At 34.9% G+C, this 16,671-nt stretch carries 14 protein-coding genes; all 14 read left to right on the forward strand.

Annotated features, from left to right (window positions below; genetic code table 11):
* The first annotated feature begins 56 nt into the window (after window positions 1–56).
* The 14 genes from ACFFVB_RS12910 (at window position 57) to ACFFVB_RS12975 (ending at window position 15,846) form a co-directional block, all read left to right on the forward strand.
* A complete protein-coding gene (locus tag ACFFVB_RS12910; protein WP_382383347.1) occupies window positions 57–824 on the forward strand; it encodes a YHYH protein in 768 nt (255 codons plus the stop codon).
* A 65-nt stretch (window positions 825–889) separates the two neighbouring features.
* A complete protein-coding gene (locus ACFFVB_RS12915) occupies window positions 890–1,408 on the forward strand; it encodes a toxin-antitoxin system YwqK family antitoxin (protein WP_382383349.1) in 519 nt (172 codons plus the stop codon).
* A complete protein-coding gene (locus ACFFVB_RS12920) occupies window positions 1,377–2,042 on the forward strand; it encodes an SCO family protein (RefSeq protein WP_382383350.1) in 666 nt (221 codons plus the stop codon). Before ACFFVB_RS12915 ends, ACFFVB_RS12920 begins: the two co-directional genes overlap by 32 nt.
* Before the next feature lie 627 nt (window positions 2,043–2,669).
* Window positions 2,670–3,035, forward strand: coding sequence for a DUF6567 family protein (locus ACFFVB_RS12925; RefSeq protein WP_382383351.1), 366 nt, complete (start codon window positions 2,670–2,672; stop codon window positions 3,033–3,035).
* 514 nt (window positions 3,036–3,549) lie between these two features.
* Window positions 3,550–6,861 (forward strand): SusC/RagA family TonB-linked outer membrane protein, encoded by a 3,312-nt coding sequence (locus ACFFVB_RS12930; protein WP_382383352.1) that lies wholly within the window; start codon window positions 3,550–3,552, stop codon window positions 6,859–6,861.
* A gap of 11 nt (window positions 6,862–6,872) precedes the next feature.
* Entirely contained in the window at window positions 6,873–8,612 is a 1,740-nt protein-coding gene (locus ACFFVB_RS12935) for a RagB/SusD family nutrient uptake outer membrane protein (protein ID WP_382383354.1), read from the forward strand.
* Complete coding sequence (locus tag ACFFVB_RS12940) at window positions 8,612–9,469, forward strand: endonuclease/exonuclease/phosphatase family protein (protein ID WP_382383356.1); 858 nt, start codon at window positions 8,612–8,614, stop codon at window positions 9,467–9,469. Before ACFFVB_RS12935 ends, ACFFVB_RS12940 begins: the two co-directional genes overlap by 1 nt.
* A gap of 555 nt (window positions 9,470–10,024) precedes the next feature.
* Window positions 10,025–10,936, forward strand: a complete 912-nt coding sequence (locus ACFFVB_RS12945) for a helix-turn-helix transcriptional regulator (RefSeq protein ID WP_382383357.1) — start codon at window positions 10,025–10,027, stop codon at window positions 10,934–10,936.
* 128 nt (window positions 10,937–11,064) lie between these two features.
* Window positions 11,065–11,565: a YqiA/YcfP family alpha/beta fold hydrolase gene (locus ACFFVB_RS12950; protein ID WP_382383358.1), complete on the forward strand. Its 501-nt coding sequence runs from the start codon at window positions 11,065–11,067 to the stop codon at window positions 11,563–11,565.
* A 162-nt stretch (window positions 11,566–11,727) separates the two neighbouring features.
* On the forward strand, window positions 11,728–11,931 hold the full coding sequence (locus tag ACFFVB_RS12955) for a DUF6132 family protein (protein ID WP_382383360.1): 204 nt from the start codon (window positions 11,728–11,730) through the stop codon (window positions 11,929–11,931).
* Between the two features lie 104 nt (window positions 11,932–12,035).
* A complete protein-coding gene (locus ACFFVB_RS12960; protein WP_382383362.1) occupies window positions 12,036–12,344 on the forward strand; it encodes a rhodanese-like domain-containing protein in 309 nt (102 codons plus the stop codon).
* A gap of 523 nt (window positions 12,345–12,867) precedes the next feature.
* Window positions 12,868–13,416 carry a carboxymuconolactone decarboxylase family protein gene (locus ACFFVB_RS12965; RefSeq protein ID WP_382383364.1) on the forward strand — a complete coding sequence of 183 codons (549 nt, stop codon included), beginning with the start codon at window positions 12,868–12,870 and terminating at the stop codon, window positions 13,414–13,416.
* Window positions 13,417–13,755: 339 nt separating this feature from the next.
* Window positions 13,756–14,202, forward strand: coding sequence for a RidA family protein (locus ACFFVB_RS12970; RefSeq protein WP_382383366.1), 447 nt, complete (start codon window positions 13,756–13,758; stop codon window positions 14,200–14,202).
* Between the two features lie 348 nt (window positions 14,203–14,550).
* Window positions 14,551–15,846 (forward strand): ferredoxin reductase family protein, encoded by a 1,296-nt coding sequence (locus ACFFVB_RS12975; RefSeq protein ID WP_382383368.1) that lies wholly within the window; start codon window positions 14,551–14,553, stop codon window positions 15,844–15,846.
* Window positions 15,847–16,671: the final 825 nt, after the last annotated feature.

Here is a 16,671-nt window from a genome sequence, read left to right on the forward strand (position 1 = left end):
ACTACATTTGACTACACTATAATGAAACACTAATTAAACGTAATTCAAAAAACAATATGAAATTAAATAGTCTTAAAAATTGTGCCTTAATACTCATTCTATTAAACCTTGTTAGCTGCAGTGAAAATGATGAAAACATAGATACTGATGAGGAAACAACCACAGAAACTATAGAGGTTCCTGAAGTATATTCAAAAATTTACGGCGCAACGAGTATTACAAGTGATGGCACGTATATTTTCATTAAAACGGATGGAACGCCAGACCATAAAAGTGTGTATTATCCGACGTCAAGCGATTTATACGAGGACTTTAGCGGGACCACTTTTGAGGGGTATTCATTTGTAAAAAACCCGAATACTATTGCTACGTTCGATTATACTTTTAAAATCCCTTTAAACCCAACAGTAGCGACCAACCATGCCGCAACACCACTTGGTGCTATAGGGGTTTCGTTAAACGGCGTGCCTTTATTTAATCAGTATGCAGGCCCAAATCAGCCACTTACAGACGAGTTTAAAAGTTTTGATCAATATTGGGGACACCCAACAGGAAATGGAACGTTTCATTATCATATTGAACCATTATATTTAACAACCGTAACTGCTAGCAAGTCCGCTTTATTAGGTTTTCTACTAGATGGTTTCCCTGTTTATGGTCCTGAAGAAGATGGAGAAGATGTTACTGGCTTAGACGCTTATCATGGTCATTCGCACGCTACAGAAGATTATCCTGATGGGATTTACCATTATCACATTACGAATACGGACCCATATATAAACGGAAATGGTTATTATGGAACACCTGGAACTGTAACACAATAATGAAATATAGCTATTTAATATTCTTGTGTATTTACTTCTGTTCGTGCAAAAGCAAAACGAACGACGTGATTATTGATAAAATAGTCCCAACGTCATTCGTTTTAAAATCTGAAACAACCACAAAACGCAACTTGCTTTACGTAGATGATAACACCTATTCCGGTTTTGTTTACGAACTCTACCCTGAAACCGCAGATACCCTGTTAATAGTAGGATATTATAACGGATTAAAAGAAGGCGTTTCAAAAAAATGGTATGCAGGAAATGAGATGATGGAGCTGCGTTATTTTGCTTCAGGACAAAAAAACGGAAAGCAAGTTGCCTATTGGGAAAACGGAAATAAACGGTTCGAATATTCTGCTAAAAATGATGGGTATGAAGGCGAATTGAAAGAATGGAATAGCGACGGATTTTTATTTCATTTGGCAAACTATAAAAACGGACAAGAAGACGGTGCGCAAAAATTATGGTATGATAACGGAAAAATCAGGGCCAATTACGTGATTGTTGAAGGTAAAAGATATGGATTATTAGGAACTAAAAATTGTGTAAATGTATCGGATAGTATTTTTATTGCTAAGTAGTTTTTTAATTATAAGCTGTAATCACAGCAAAAAACAAGAACCTAACATAAAGGAGGCATTAGCGTTGCCCTACTATAACGACCCAACGTTTACTCCGGTTTTTATTCAGGATACCTCTCGCGTTGAAAACGAAATCACACATACTATTGGTGATTTTGAATTCTTAAATCAAGACAGTGTTTTAGTGAATCAAGATATTATTGAGAGTAAAATACACGTCGCCAATTTTATTTTTACGAGTTGTGGTAGTATTTGCCCTGTCATGACGGATCATCTAAAAATCGTTAGTGATAGCTTGCAAAAAGATAACAGTATTGTATTTTTATCCTATTCCGTTACGCCATGGATCGATACGCCTAGCGTATTAAACGCATACAAGAAAAACCAGGGTATAACTAATACCAACTGGCAATTTCTAACAGGTAAAAAAAGTGATATTTATACACTAGCCCGACAGTCGTATTACGCCGAAGAAGATATAGGTTTCAGCAGAGACAGTACAGAATTTCTACACACAGAACATTTAATTTTAGTCGATAAAACCAAAAGGATTCGTGGTATTTATAATGGCACTGTCGCTTTAGACATGACCGCACTCATTAATGATATCCGTACTTTGCAGAAAGAAAGATAATGGGTTTGGTAGTAAGCTGAAGGAAAGTCAGTTAGAATATATTTTTTTAAATAATATATGACAGATTTAAATATCACACAAATTTCTAAAGTGAACAATTTATCTTACTATTTGTATTTTACCCGACATCACGCTTAATAATGTTTAAGATGTTCTATGTCGGTTTCAAAGGTCGATAATTTTATGCTTCGGATAGTTTATGTCAACCACCACCTATCAATTACTAATAAACCTGAAGTTGTTTTGTCTTTACAGGAAGATGATGAGGAACTAAATTTGATTTTAAAAGTTAGATCTGGGAATGTAGTGCACGTAACCCATCTGGATACTTAAATTGAATAACTATCTATTTTGCTGTTTTTTTGAAATACAATTAAAACGAAACCTCACTACACACAACATAACAGCATGTTACTTCTCGACTAAAATAAATAGAAATAAAACGCTTTCAGACTACGGTTTACCGTAACATATAATTTTATTAAATATTTACATTCGTGCCTAAATGATAATTTTAATAAAAAAAGAACTAAATGTACTTCATGTTTAGAATTATCGTTGGGACAAGAATTCGACCGGAACACTCCTTTAAAAAAAGTACGGCAAAATATTAAAAATAGATTTATAATGAAAAAAATCACAGTAGTAGCAGCTATTTTTTGCTCTATGTTTTTATCAAGTTGCGCCGTCCATGAAGGGATGACTAGTAACTTAAACAACAATACAACAGAAGTTGTCTTAGCTAAAAACAACTACAAAATCCTTGAAAGAGTACAAGGTGAATCTGAAGCAAGATATATCTTAGGTTTTGGAGGTCTTTCTAGAAATGGATTAATTGCTGAGGCTAAAGCGAATATGTTAGAGAATGCTGATATTCTAGGAAGCTCGAAAGCCATAATAAACGAAACTGTTGAATATAAAAATTCCTTTTTTCCATTCTTCGGAAGTAAAAAAGTTATAGTATCTGCTTATATAGTTGAGTTTACAAACTAGAAGTTTAAATATCATTTAGTGTACAAGATAAATTCACATAATTTATCTCCAAAAAAGGTAATAGAGCGTAATCCGTTTTGTTACCTTTTTTAATTTTAAAGAAGTAGTGCTATATTTTACTTAAATAGTTAACTAAAAATAAACTCTATCCAAAAAACAAATCACTATAAATTGCTTTATTAAATAACTCTTTCAAAATACATCCTCCTTTCTACAAGAGTCTACATTTAACCAAAAATTCTATTTCATCTTAAGCGCAAAGTAAACTTTAAGTTAATCTTTCCACAGAAAACATATCACAATTAATATTTAGTTAATCCTTAGTTAAAGTTATAAGTAGATATAGGAAATAACAATTTCATTTATTTGTAAAAAATTTCATCACCTCCTTAAAAACCTAAGCTTATAAGAATAAACGCCTTGAATTAATCCAAAATTTAAAACCCGCTTCTGCTCTAACAGAAACGGGATACTAAAAATTAAATTACAGTAAAAACTCCATAATTAAATTCTAATGCAATACAATTTAATAAATTCTAATAAAAATAAAAATAATACGGTCTTTTATTTGGTCGCCGTTCTTTTGTTTTTTAATTATTCAGCGGTAATAGCTAAAACCAATTTTTACACAAAAAATGAGAATCATAAAAAAACAATTACAAATTACATTCTACAACAACAAAATATTAATGGTACAATCTTAGACGAAAATGGAATACCACTACCTGGCGCTTCAGTCGTAGATATATCAAGTAAAAATGGAAGTTCGACAGATTTCGACGGAAAATTTTCTCTTGCCATATCAAAATTACCCGCAGTTATTAAAGTATCGTATATCGGTTATAAATCTCAAGAAATCACGATTAATAATCTGAATCCCTTAAATATTCAAATGGAGATCGACCAAAATGCGCTGGACGAAGTCGTTATTGTAGGATACGGAGAAACAAGTCGAGAAAAAATATCCACTGCAGTAAATACGGTCGACACTAAATTTATAGAACAAAGACCAATAGCCGATGTCGGTGGAAGTCTACAAGGGGTTAGCCCGGGTTTAAATGTCACTCAAAGCACAGGAAAAGTAGGTTCCGAGCCAATCATTAACATAAGAGGATTTACTTCTATTAATGGAGGTACGCCATTAATTTTAATCGACGGTATAGAAGGTGACCTAAGCACGTTAAACCCTAACGACGTAGAGTCAATAAGTGTGCTTAAAGATGCTGGTGCTGCCGCCATCTATGGTGCAAGAGGTTCTTTTGGAGTCTTATTAGTGAAAACTAAAAATGCATCTAATGGGAACATACAAGTAAATGTAGATGTTACAACTGCAATGAATTCTCCTACTATGAATACAGATTTCCTTAAAGATCCTTTTAAAGCGGTATCTATTGTCGACGAATCCTTTAGAAATAATAGTGGAGCTTCTTATACTGGTTATACTGAAGAGGATATGCAAGCTCTTTACGAGGTATCTCAAGACCCATCTCTTGCAAGGGTTGTAATAGACCAACGAAATGGTAAGGATCAATATGTACATTATGGGGCAACAGACTGGTGGAATACATTTTTCAAAAAGAGTTATCCTACACAGATATATTCAGCTTCTATTTCCGGAGGAACTGATAAAATAAAAACATATTTTTCTTATAGAAACTACAAATCTGAAGGAATATTAAAGGTTCAAGAAGACACATACGATAAATATAACTTGAGAAGTAAAACAGATATTATAGCTGCAGATTGGTTAACATTTACAAACAATATGCAATACAATAGTTCTGAAGATTTAGAACATGGGGGAAGTCAATATGGAAGTTACAGTAATGTCTGGAAAAGTAATATGTGGGTACACGCACTACCCTCTTATGTACCTATAAATCCAAACGGAGGAGCACTTTGGCGTACCGAATTAAATAATTATACTATCGGGGATGGACTCTATGCCGCTTTGTTACAAGGCACATCGAAACAGGAAACGACAGATAACGAGTTTTCAAACATTGCTTCTGTAGAAATAACACCTTTACGTAATGTTAAATTAAATGCAAGCTATGCTATTAGAAGAAATAACTATAGCAGATACCAACGCTCTACCAAGATTCCCTATTCAATTTATCCAGAACAAATAGATCTTATGGGGAACGATTACCTGAATGAATTTCGCACCGAAAGTGAATATAATGCTTTTAACATTTATGGGGATTACAAAGGAAACTTTGGAAATCATTCCTTAAAAGCTACAGTTGGATTTAATCAAGAAACGTTCCTTACAAAAAGTATATCGGCTTCTAAACAGAATTTAATCTCGGATGATTTAATTTCACTCGGTCTAGCAACTACTAATCCTAATGCTTCTGGAAGTGCTTCAGAATGGGCGATTCAAGGTTTATTTTACCGTTTAACTTACGATTACAAAGACAAATATGTGTTTGAATTTAACGGAAGATATGATGGAACTTCGAGATTTCCATCTGATTACAGATGGGGATTTTTCCCTTCTGCTTCTGCAGGTTGGCTATTAAATAAGGAAGGGTTTTTCAAAAACATTACAGGCAACACATTTGATCTTTTTAAAATTAGAGCATCTTACGGATCTTTAGGAAATCAAAACATTGATGATTATGCCTACTTTCCAACAATGCCAAACGGTTTATATAATTATGTTTTAAACGATAGTCAATTAAACTATATAGAATCTCCAACATTAAACCCAACGGAAATTACATGGGAAAAAGTAAGTACTCTAGATTTTGGTGTAGATATTAATTTGTTAAAAAACCGCCTATCGTTAACTTTCGATTGGTTTATGAGAGACACTGATGGTATGTTATCGCCTGGAGCAACTTTACCAAGTGTTTTAGGTACAAGTTCTCCTTTAGAAAATGCAGCAGATTTAAGAACTAAAGGATTTGAATTATCTGCAAGCTATGCCGACTCTTTTAATCTATCTGGCGATCCGTTTTCTTTTTCTGTAACAGGTAACTTATCTAATTCAAAAACAAAAATAACAAACTTCGAAAATCCAAATTTGAGTCTAGTCGATTTTTATGAAGGCATGACTATTGGCGAGCTATGGGGATACAGAATTGATGGGCTTTTTCAATCCGAAAGTGAAATCGCGAATCACGCCGATCAGAGTTTTGTCTCAAACCGTATAACATCTGGTGGTGGCTTGCAACCAGGCGATGTAAAATACATCGACTTAGACGGTGATGGATATATTGGAGAAGGCGAAAATACTGTAAACAATTCTGGAGACAGGGAAATTATTGGTAATTCCGCTCCTCAATACCTTTACAGCTTTCTTGCAAATGCTGACTGGAAAGGGTTCGATATATCCGTATTCTTTCAAGGAGTAGGAAAACAAGATTGGTATCCTAATTCTGATTCTAGATTATTCTGGGGACCATACAACAGACCTTACAACTCATATATCAGAAAAGATCTAGCAGATAATATTTGGACACCTGAAAACACAGATGCATATTTCCCTAGAAATTACGGATACATTGCCTTAGGTGGTTCACTAGAAAAAGTGAATGATAGATATTTACAAAGTGTAGCTTATCTTAGAATGAAAAATATAACTTTCGGTTATACTTTACCTGCTAAAGCTATATTTAAATCGCCTACAACAAGACTTCGTTTTTACTTTAGTGGAGAAAACCTGCTAACACTCTCTTCATTAACAGATTACATCGACCCAGAAGCCGCAAGTAATTCTGTTAACCTAAACAGTCCGTCTGCTTCATCTAACAGAAGTACAGCGCAAACTACTCCTTTTTCTAAAACATACTCGATAGGTATGTCTCTAAAATTTTAAACCTAATAATCATGAATTTTAAAAATATAATTTACAGTTTAATTACAGCATTTTGCTTGTATTCATGCAGTGACGATTTATTAGATACACAACCATTGTCTGAAATTACTGCAGAAACATTTTTTAATACCTCTAGCGATTTACAACTATATACCAACGGATTTTATCGCATGTGGCCAAGCACTTCTATTTATAATGGAGACGCTATCACAGATAATATTATTCAAACGGAATTAAGTGATGAAATTAGAGGTACACGGCTAGTACCATCTACTGGTGGTGGCTGGGATTGGGAATATCTTAAAGATATAAATTTTTTCCTTCAAGAATACGAGAAATGTGAGGACGAAGCCGCTAAAGCGCATTATGGAGGTGTTGCTCATTTTTTCAGAGCGAGATTTTATTTCGATAAACTTCAAAGATTTGGTGCTCTACCATGGTATGACAAACCTATTTCTCCAGACGATATAGAGGCACTAACAAAACCTAGAGATTCTAGAGCATTCATCGTAGCAAAAATTCTTGAAGATTTGGATTGGGCTATAGCAAACTTAAAGTCAGAAAAAAACACTTACGAAGTTAATAAGTATACAGCTTTAGCTCTAAAATCTAGAGTAGGTCTTTATGAGGGTACGTTTCAAAAATACAGAGAAAATAGTGGTTACGAAACATATTTAGAGGCTTCCGTATCAGCTTCCTTAGAGTTAATAGACAATTCTCCTTATCAGATTTACACAACAGGTACGCCTAATATGGATTATTTAGAACTTTTTAATGCTCATAATGCAAATGAAACAGAAATTATTCTTGCGCGTGCATATTCTAAAGATTTAAGTATAGGTCATAATGTAAACTACTATACCACAACAAGTTCTTATGGTCGTCCAGGTATGACAAAAGATTTAGTAAATAGCTATTTAAACAGTGATGGTTCACGCTTCACAGACGCACCAAATTACGATAAAACACCATTTATTGAGGAGGTAAAAAACAGAGACCCTCGTTTGTCGCAAACCATCCGAACTCCTGGTTATACAAGAAAAGGTCAAAGTATTCCCCTAGCACCAAATTTAGGGGCTACAGTAACCGGTTACCAAATTATAAAATATGTTACAGAACCGGTATATGATACCAATAACCAATCCATAACCGACTTACCTATTTATCGCTTAGGGGAAGTCGTCCTTAATTATGCTGAAGCTAAGGCAGAATTAGGTACTTTAACACAAATAGATTTAGATAAATCTATTAATCTTCTGCGTAAACGTATTAATATGCCAAATCTAAATCTAGATAAATCAAATACTACTCCAGATACTTTTATGGCAAATCAGTACACAAATGTTACTGGTGGAAATAAAGGCGTTATTTTAGAAATAAGGAGAGAAAGAAGAATCGAATTGTATATGGAAGATTTTAGATGGGACGATGTTGTACGCTGGAAAGCAGGCCAAACATTAACGCAACCAATTCGTGGTTTATACTTTCCTGGACCAGGATCTTACGATCTTACTGGAAACAGTGAAACAAACGTAGTTATCTACGAGGGAGATAGACCCGACAACACAATAAGTGGTGTACAATACTATAAATTAGGTTCAGATATCTCATTAGATGCTAATGGATTAGTCGATCCGCATCCAGATTACAACAGCAGGCAATTTAATGAAAATAAAGATTACTTATATCCTATACCTCGTCTAGAATTACAACTCAATCCTAACCTTGAACAAAACCCAAATTGGAACTAATGAAACACCTTTCAATACTAATACTTGCACTACTACTAGGTAGTAGTGTTTTTTCTCAAGCTCAAAATCAAGAATTAACAGTCGTATCTTTCAATGTAAGATATAATAGCGATCAAGACGGAATAAACATATGGGATAACAGAAAAGAATGGCTTACGCACAGCATGCGTTTTATAAAAGCAGATCTTATAGGTGGGCAAGAGGTTACCTACTCTCAACTTCTAGACATGCAAAAGCTTTTACCAAACTATGAACATATTGGTATCGGTAGAAATGGTGGGAATGAAGGCGAATTTTCACCAATATTTTACAGAAAAGATAGATTTGAAATCATTAAACATGAAACATTTTGGTTATCTAAAACCCCTACTCAAGTTGCTTCTAAAGGTTGGGATGCTAATCTGCCCCGTATTGTTACTTGGGCCTTATTTAAAGATAAAATAAGTGGCAAAACCTTTTATCTGTTTAATACCCATTTCGATCATAAAGGCAAGGAAGCACGTTTAGAGAGTGCTAAATTAATAAGTAAAAAAATAAATACTATTGCTAAAAACGAACCTGTAATAGTTACTGGCGATTTTAATAGTGCTCCAGATAGCGAACCTACTGAAATCTTATTAAATAACGGATTTAAAGACCCTTATCTTACACTAGACAAAGATCAGGTTTATGGTCCAGAATACAGTTCTAACGGATGGAATGTAGCCAACAAAACATCTGAAAACAGAATAGATTACATTTATTATAAAGGCAATATCAAGCCATTAAGTTTACAAATATTAGACGGACAACGTGGTGATAAATTCATTTCAGACCATTTTCCTATAATTGCAAAACTGAATATAGGTTCTAAATAACTTATTATATCAGAACACATATAGCATATCTAAATTGTAAGCAACAGGAACATGCTATTTAAATGTGTAGAATTCAGGGTTAAGGTATATACTTTAACCCTGTTTTTATATAAAAACACCTACTTTAATTGACGCTCTAATACCTAACGGATAAGACATATAATCTAATACATTTCAATGATTTAAGATACTATAGGTGCTCATTTCAAATCCACTTCAAAACTTCATACTTCACATTTTATCCTAAAAGTATATTGAAACCCACATATATTTAGATCACGTTATACCAAAGGTTTTAAAACATTTTATTATTTTGTTTCACATCATCTCATACACTTAAACATGATCCAATACATTATAAATCGCTTTGATAAAATTTATTTAAAAATTAACTGTAGGTGTTATCATTCATCGGCATTAGTCTTTTCTTGCTTTCCAAGGTTTCGATTGTAAAAAACTGAGTCTGTGTCTTTCACAAACAATACTTGTCGGATTAAAATCTTATTTATACTTTTAAGAGGGTGAATTACAATCAACTTTATAACTGACGTACAAATGAATAATCCACATTTATCCAAACGCACGCTTAAAATTCTGCAATTCATAAAAGACAAGTACTACCCTTCCATAAATCAGATTTTCGACTATCTAAAAACATACGATCTCGTAGTGTCCTACCGAACGTTTCACCGAGATTTAAAAAAACTAAGAACCGATTTTGGTATCGAAATCACCTACAACAGAGTATATAACGGCTATTTTATTAATAAAGAAGAGAGTATAGATATTCCCTCCTTTTTTAGGTTTTTAGAACTGGTTAGCCTAGCCGAACTGTTTTCTGATGGGTTAAGAGGCGACAAAAAACTAATGGAATATGTGCATTTTGAAAACACACCAGAGTTGAAAGGTATCGAAAATTTACAGCCTATTTTAATAGCCATAAAACAAGGTTGTAAGCTATCGTTTACCCATTATAACTATTATAAAGACACCGTAAAAGCCTACACCATTTCGCCCTTAATGGTTAAAGAGTACTTAAACCGCTGGTATGTAATTGGTATTATAGAAGCAACCGAAGACCTGCGTATTTTTGGAATAGATAGACTTTCTGAAATCCAGCAAGGCGAACTCACTACCGTACAAAAGAAAAACTTCCAACAGGAATTAGATAAATTTAAAGATATTGTGGGGGTCCGCATAAATGAAACGCCTAAAGCACGCATAGTTATTCAAACGGACGAAAAACATATGCGCTACTTAAAAAGCCTTCCCCTACACCACTCTCAAGTGATTTTAGATGACAAAAACCCAGAGGACATTAAAATTAGCTATGAGATTAGACCGAATTACGAATTTGACACTCAAATCTTAAAAATGAGTTCCGAAGTCGAAGTCCTAGAGCCCATGTGGTATCGCGAACATATAAAGTCAAAAATAGAAGCTATCTATAAAAAATATAAAGCCTAATTACCAGTTCGGTAACAAATAATCCTATTCACTTTTACCAAAATAATTTTAAGACTGACATGTTTTGTCAGTGTCTATGTCCATATTTGTGTCTACCTTTTAATAGTTAACCGTAAAATACATCACATATGAACATTTTATACATCCACGGACTCAACAGCAGTTTAAGCGCCGAAAAACGATCTGTTTTAGAACACTATGGCACCGTATACGCGCCGTCTATCGATTATGAAAATAACGCAGATGCTATTGCCCAACTTATTACTACCTATCAAACGTCCAACATGCATGTGGTTATAGGTAGCAGTATGGGTGGCTTTGCGGGCTATTATGTGTCTAATCAATTTCAATGTCCGGCATTACTATTTAACCCTGCTTTAGCGCGACGCTCGGTACAGCAAAATATTCCTGAATTCACACATCAAAAAAGCATTTTAAAACATATTATTTTAGGCACAGCAGATACAGTGGTGAATCCAACAGAAACACTTCAATTTCTAAGTGAAACCATAGCACTTCACCCAGAATACAACATCCATCTTCGAAATGATTTAGAGCATCGCATTCCGTTAGACATTTTTAAAGAAGAGGTGGATTTGTTTTTTAGTAAGTACAATCAGCTTAAATAATCCGATCTAAAAACAAAGCTATTAGTACACTTATTTACGGTTGTAAATTTAATCTAAAATCGGAGATCTTAAAAGGTTGACAATCAAAATAACCAGTGTAACAAATGTGACAGCCAAAGCGAAATCAATATCGCATCTTTGTAACATCAAACACAGTCATACATGACACATATATTAAAACACAAACACACTCTAATCGGGGTATTAATAGGCGCCATTGTAGGCTATTTGTATTATCATTTTGTGGGTTGTATGACTGATACTTGTGCCATGACGTCAAGACCACTAAACAGTACGTTGTATGGTGCACTGTTAGGAGGATTAGTATGTAATATGTTTCATAAAGAAAAATCTAAAACCGAATAAAGTGAGCGCCGCACAGCTAATCCAAGAAAAACAAGGTCGTGCATGTTGTAATAGCAGCTCTTGGCTCAATGTTAATTATTATCAATCACAAACACATTAAATATATGTTCAATACACTTAAACAACTTTTCGGATTCGGACCAAAATTAGATTATGCTCAATTAGTAAAAGAAGGCGCTATCATACTCGACGTCCGCACAAAAGGAGAATTTCAGCAAGGTCATATTAAAGGAGCTCAAAATATGCCATTAAATAATCTTTCTACAGAAGCTTCTAAACTAAGTAAAACCAAAACAATCATCACCTGTTGTGCAAGCGGAATGAGAAGTGCACAAGCAAAAAAAGTACTTACTGCCAATGGGTTCACCGCCGTTAATGGTGGAGGTTGGAGCAGTTTACAGGGGAAGATTTAGAAGGAACTAAAAACGACATGCTGTAAAAAAAAGCAATAGCATAGGTCGTGTAAAATGATACTTGCCACTGGCTATATCGTTACAATGACCTCTATTTCTTAATAATAACCATATTCAACCGATAACCGTCAATAGTACTATGAAACTTAAAAGGTGTATTGCGCAAACAATGATTTAATCATTTTATAATCAACACACTAAGATTCTAAAATAGTATACAAAAAAGTTCCAAGTAGGCCTTCTAAATTTAAAAAGAGCCTTAATACAGAAACAAGGCGTAAACTTTTTTTACATTTTTGTAAGTTCCAACTTTAATGTCGACCATAAGAGCGTACGATGCGTAGCAATCAACTATTCAGTGTTGGTAAAACATAGCATAGCGATAATAAAAACGCGTAAATGCAAAAAAAGAAATAGAAGATTGTATAGATAGCATCGTCACAAATGTTCAAGCACATTTTTTTTACAACATTTCTAAACGAACGTTTAGTTAAGAATTAATAATTAGATAAGACTTAAAATTATGACAACATTAAAAGTACACAGCATTGAAAGTGCACCAGAAGAAAGCAAAGCATTATTAGAAAACTCTCAAAAAGCTTACGGGATGATTCCTGGATTACACGGTGTATTAGCAGGTGCTCCAAAGATATTAGAAGCTTACCAAACCCTACACGAGTTATTTACACAAACCTCTTTTAACGAAGAAGAATTAACTGTAGTATGGCAAGCCATTAACGTAGAGCATGCCTGTCATTACTGTGTGCCAGCGCATACAGGTATCGCTAAAATGATGAAAGTAAATGACGATATTACAGAAGCGTTACGTAACGAAACACCTTTAGCAGATGCTAAATTAGAAGCATTAAGGACCATGACCTTAACGATTGTTAGAAATCGCGGACACGTTTCTCAAGCAGATCTAGATGCATTTTATGCTGCGGGATACGGCGAACCTCAAGTGCTAGAAATCATCTTAGGATTATCTCAAAAAGTGATTAGTAATTACACAAATCATATTGCAAATACACCTGTAGATGCGGCATTTAAACCTTTTGCTTGGTCTAAATAAGGCGTAATACCTTTTAAGCATTACAATAAATTCATAAGACTAAACCTTCCGCAGTTGCGGAAGGTTTTTTAGTTTATAGAAAAGTATATATATCCCCAAAAGAACGCTCCCAAACCTACACCCGTGGAGCGTTTAAAACTCACGCCAAAAACCGCTCTATATCCACTAAATATGCCCAATATTGGGTATACATAAAGTGATATAAAATTAAGATCTTTATATCGCATCATTATAGGATTGCCCCATCTCTTCCATATAGCATGACCAGCTGTAATACCACTTTGTATATAAACGGAATAGCCAAAAACCGAATACAATTGGCACTAAACAATCACTATTATGCAAACACCAACACACCAAGCCATGCGAATCATGTTGGCCTTAGCGCTTATCGTTTCAGTACTTAATTGTGACCAACAGCAAAAAGAAACGCCACAACCCATAGAAAAAGAGGTCGTAAAAGCACATGAAACACCGGAATACTTTTTATTGCGTCCTGAAGTCGAAAAGGCATACGGCTATGCACATGCGGTAAAAACAGGAAACGCGATTAAAATTTCGGGAGCTGCAAGCATGGACGATACTGGCCAGCCCACAGCCATAGGCGATTTCGGACAACAGATGAAGAATTGTTATGCCAATCTGGATAAAATACTAAAACATTACGGCTGTACGTTCGACAATGTTATAGTCGAAAATGTATTTACAACCCATATGGCTTTATTTCTGGAACACGCGGCTTTCCGAAGCACCATTTACACCAAACACTTTCCAACCGGCTCCTAGTTAGGGGTTACCGAACTTGCCGTACCAAAATTCATGATCGAAATGGAATTGGAAGTCCACAAATCAGAATAAAAGTACAAACACAGGCGGTTTTATAAGCACAAAGCCGGATGGTGCCAATAAGCCCCTGCATATCTTTCAACACCTCCTCATAGCACCCCATAGCTTCTTTGCTTATCAAAAAAATAAGCGAAACATGCCTTAAGTCATAGTTCTTCTTATAAATCTCATGTACATTTATCCTTGCACAATGCGCACGGTCATTATTAAATCACAGGTTTAATGTATGGCACACCACACTGTTCGGTTTCATTTCCTCCTACACATTTAGGGTAAACACTTTGTATTATGAAAACGCAACATCGCTATGTATTAATCATACTTCTTACCGTAATCATCCCCTCTGGGCTTTGGTTACTCACTTTTCCTAACACCACCATAAAACACGATGCGATTCCCTTTTTTGTATATGGAAGTCAGTGGTTTAGTATCATTGGTTTTTCTTTATTTGCCATGTCTTTTATTTTAACCACACGGCTTAAAATTATAGAAACCTATTTTGGCGGACTCGATAAACTGTATCAGAAACACATTACCGTCGGAAAATGGGCATTTTTCATGATTTTAGCACATCCAATATTCTTATTACTCCGATGGATTCCAGACGATATCAAAAAAGCATTTTGGTACATATTGCCTCTGCACAGAAAGTTAGAAATCAATGCGGGCAGTTGGGCTTTACTCCTATTAATTGTACTAATTCTATTGACGCTCGTCATTAAATTGCCGTATAACAGCTGGAAAATCACTCATAAATTTATGGGCCTTGGCTTAATCTTAGTGCTTATTCATGTGTTTGGGGTTCAGCATTTTTATCAACACAACACCTATCTCGCTTTGTATTTTATGGTGCTGGGCTCACTAGCTGTATTGGCCTTTTTATATAAATCTGTGTTTTATAAATGGTTAGCAAAAAAGCAAACCTTCGAGGTGGTAGCCATTGATAAATTAAACGCCACGGTTATGGACATTACGTTGTTTGATGCAAACTTCAATTTTAAGTATGTACCAGGGCAATTTTGTTTCTTTCAGTTTAAACACCCAGACCTCAGCATGGAATCGCATCCCTTTACCATCTGTGGTTCCCCTAAACAGCATGAAATACATATACTGGTAAAATCCTTAGGCGATTATACCACCACGCTGTACAACACCTTAACGCCACATACGGTAGTCTTGGCCGAAGGACCTTATGGGTGCTTCGATTATAAATCAGGAACATCCAAACAAATATGGATTGCGGGAGGCGTGGGCATCGCCCCGTTTGTCAGCTGGTGTCACGATTTAGAACGTCACCCATGGCCTGAGCTTGAAGTGGATTTATACTACTGTGTGCACCAAAGTTCAGAGGCCTTTCATAGGAAAGCTTTTGAAACCCTAGCAGCGCGTATGCCTCATTTTCATGTGCACATACACTGTTCCAATATCTCAGGACATATACAAAGCAGTGCTATTGAAGGGCCACACGACAAAACCCTGTTTATTTGCAGTCCGAAAAATCTAAGAACAGCCTTACTAAAAGGGTTTGACACCCTGAATGTGCCGAAAGCAAACATCATCTATGAGGATTTTGATTTTATCTGATGTAAAAAGTAACGCCTTATACTAGCCATAAAGATGCACCAAAAACAAGAATGATGAGGATGCTTTTGATATAGCTGACTCCCGCTGTTTTACCAAAATCGGGAATGGGATGATATCCTATGCGGTTCGCACACCACCGACTTGTCAATTTTACCCAAGCACGCATACCAAAAATACTACTACACATCAAACACATAGGTTGCAACGCGTTACTTTTAAAAGCTAATACCGTCTAGAATACTACACCCTATATTACCTCATTATTCCCTAAAACGTTCACAAATTTCACCTCATGATATAGATATGTATCGCTTTTTTTGTCACCTTCAAACACTAATTTTCATCCTTTTGGGAGCTTTGTTCAACACTTCTTCGAGGATTGTTCGAGTCAGCTCCCTAAAACAGGGCTTTTTACGAAGCATCCTCGAAGGATTATTGAAGCACTCCCGAAGGAACCCGCTATGACATGAAACAAATACAGGAACATGGATTATAGTGTTTAAAATGTTGGGATATGTTTATTTGGTCTTGGGGAATTGGGATGGTGGCCGTGGATCTTTAAGTTAAAGTAGGGTTATGTGGTTTGTTTAGTATGCTTTATGAATCCTCTTTGACTTATATAAAGATAAATTTTAAAAACTATTTAAAAGACTTGTTGGATTCTTGTTTTATTTACTATCTGATAGAATAAAGTTAACAAACCTTTAAACCATTGCATCATAATTTAACTGTAAGTTATAAAAAAGTAACTATAGAGTTAGATTTCAGCTTTACTAAACTAATTTCAAATACTTTATATAAACTTACTATAATTAAATTTGAAGT

The organism is Formosa undariae (assembly GCF_042427615.1).
Classification (GTDB): Bacteria; Bacteroidota; Bacteroidia; order Flavobacteriales; family Flavobacteriaceae; genus Formosa; species Formosa undariae.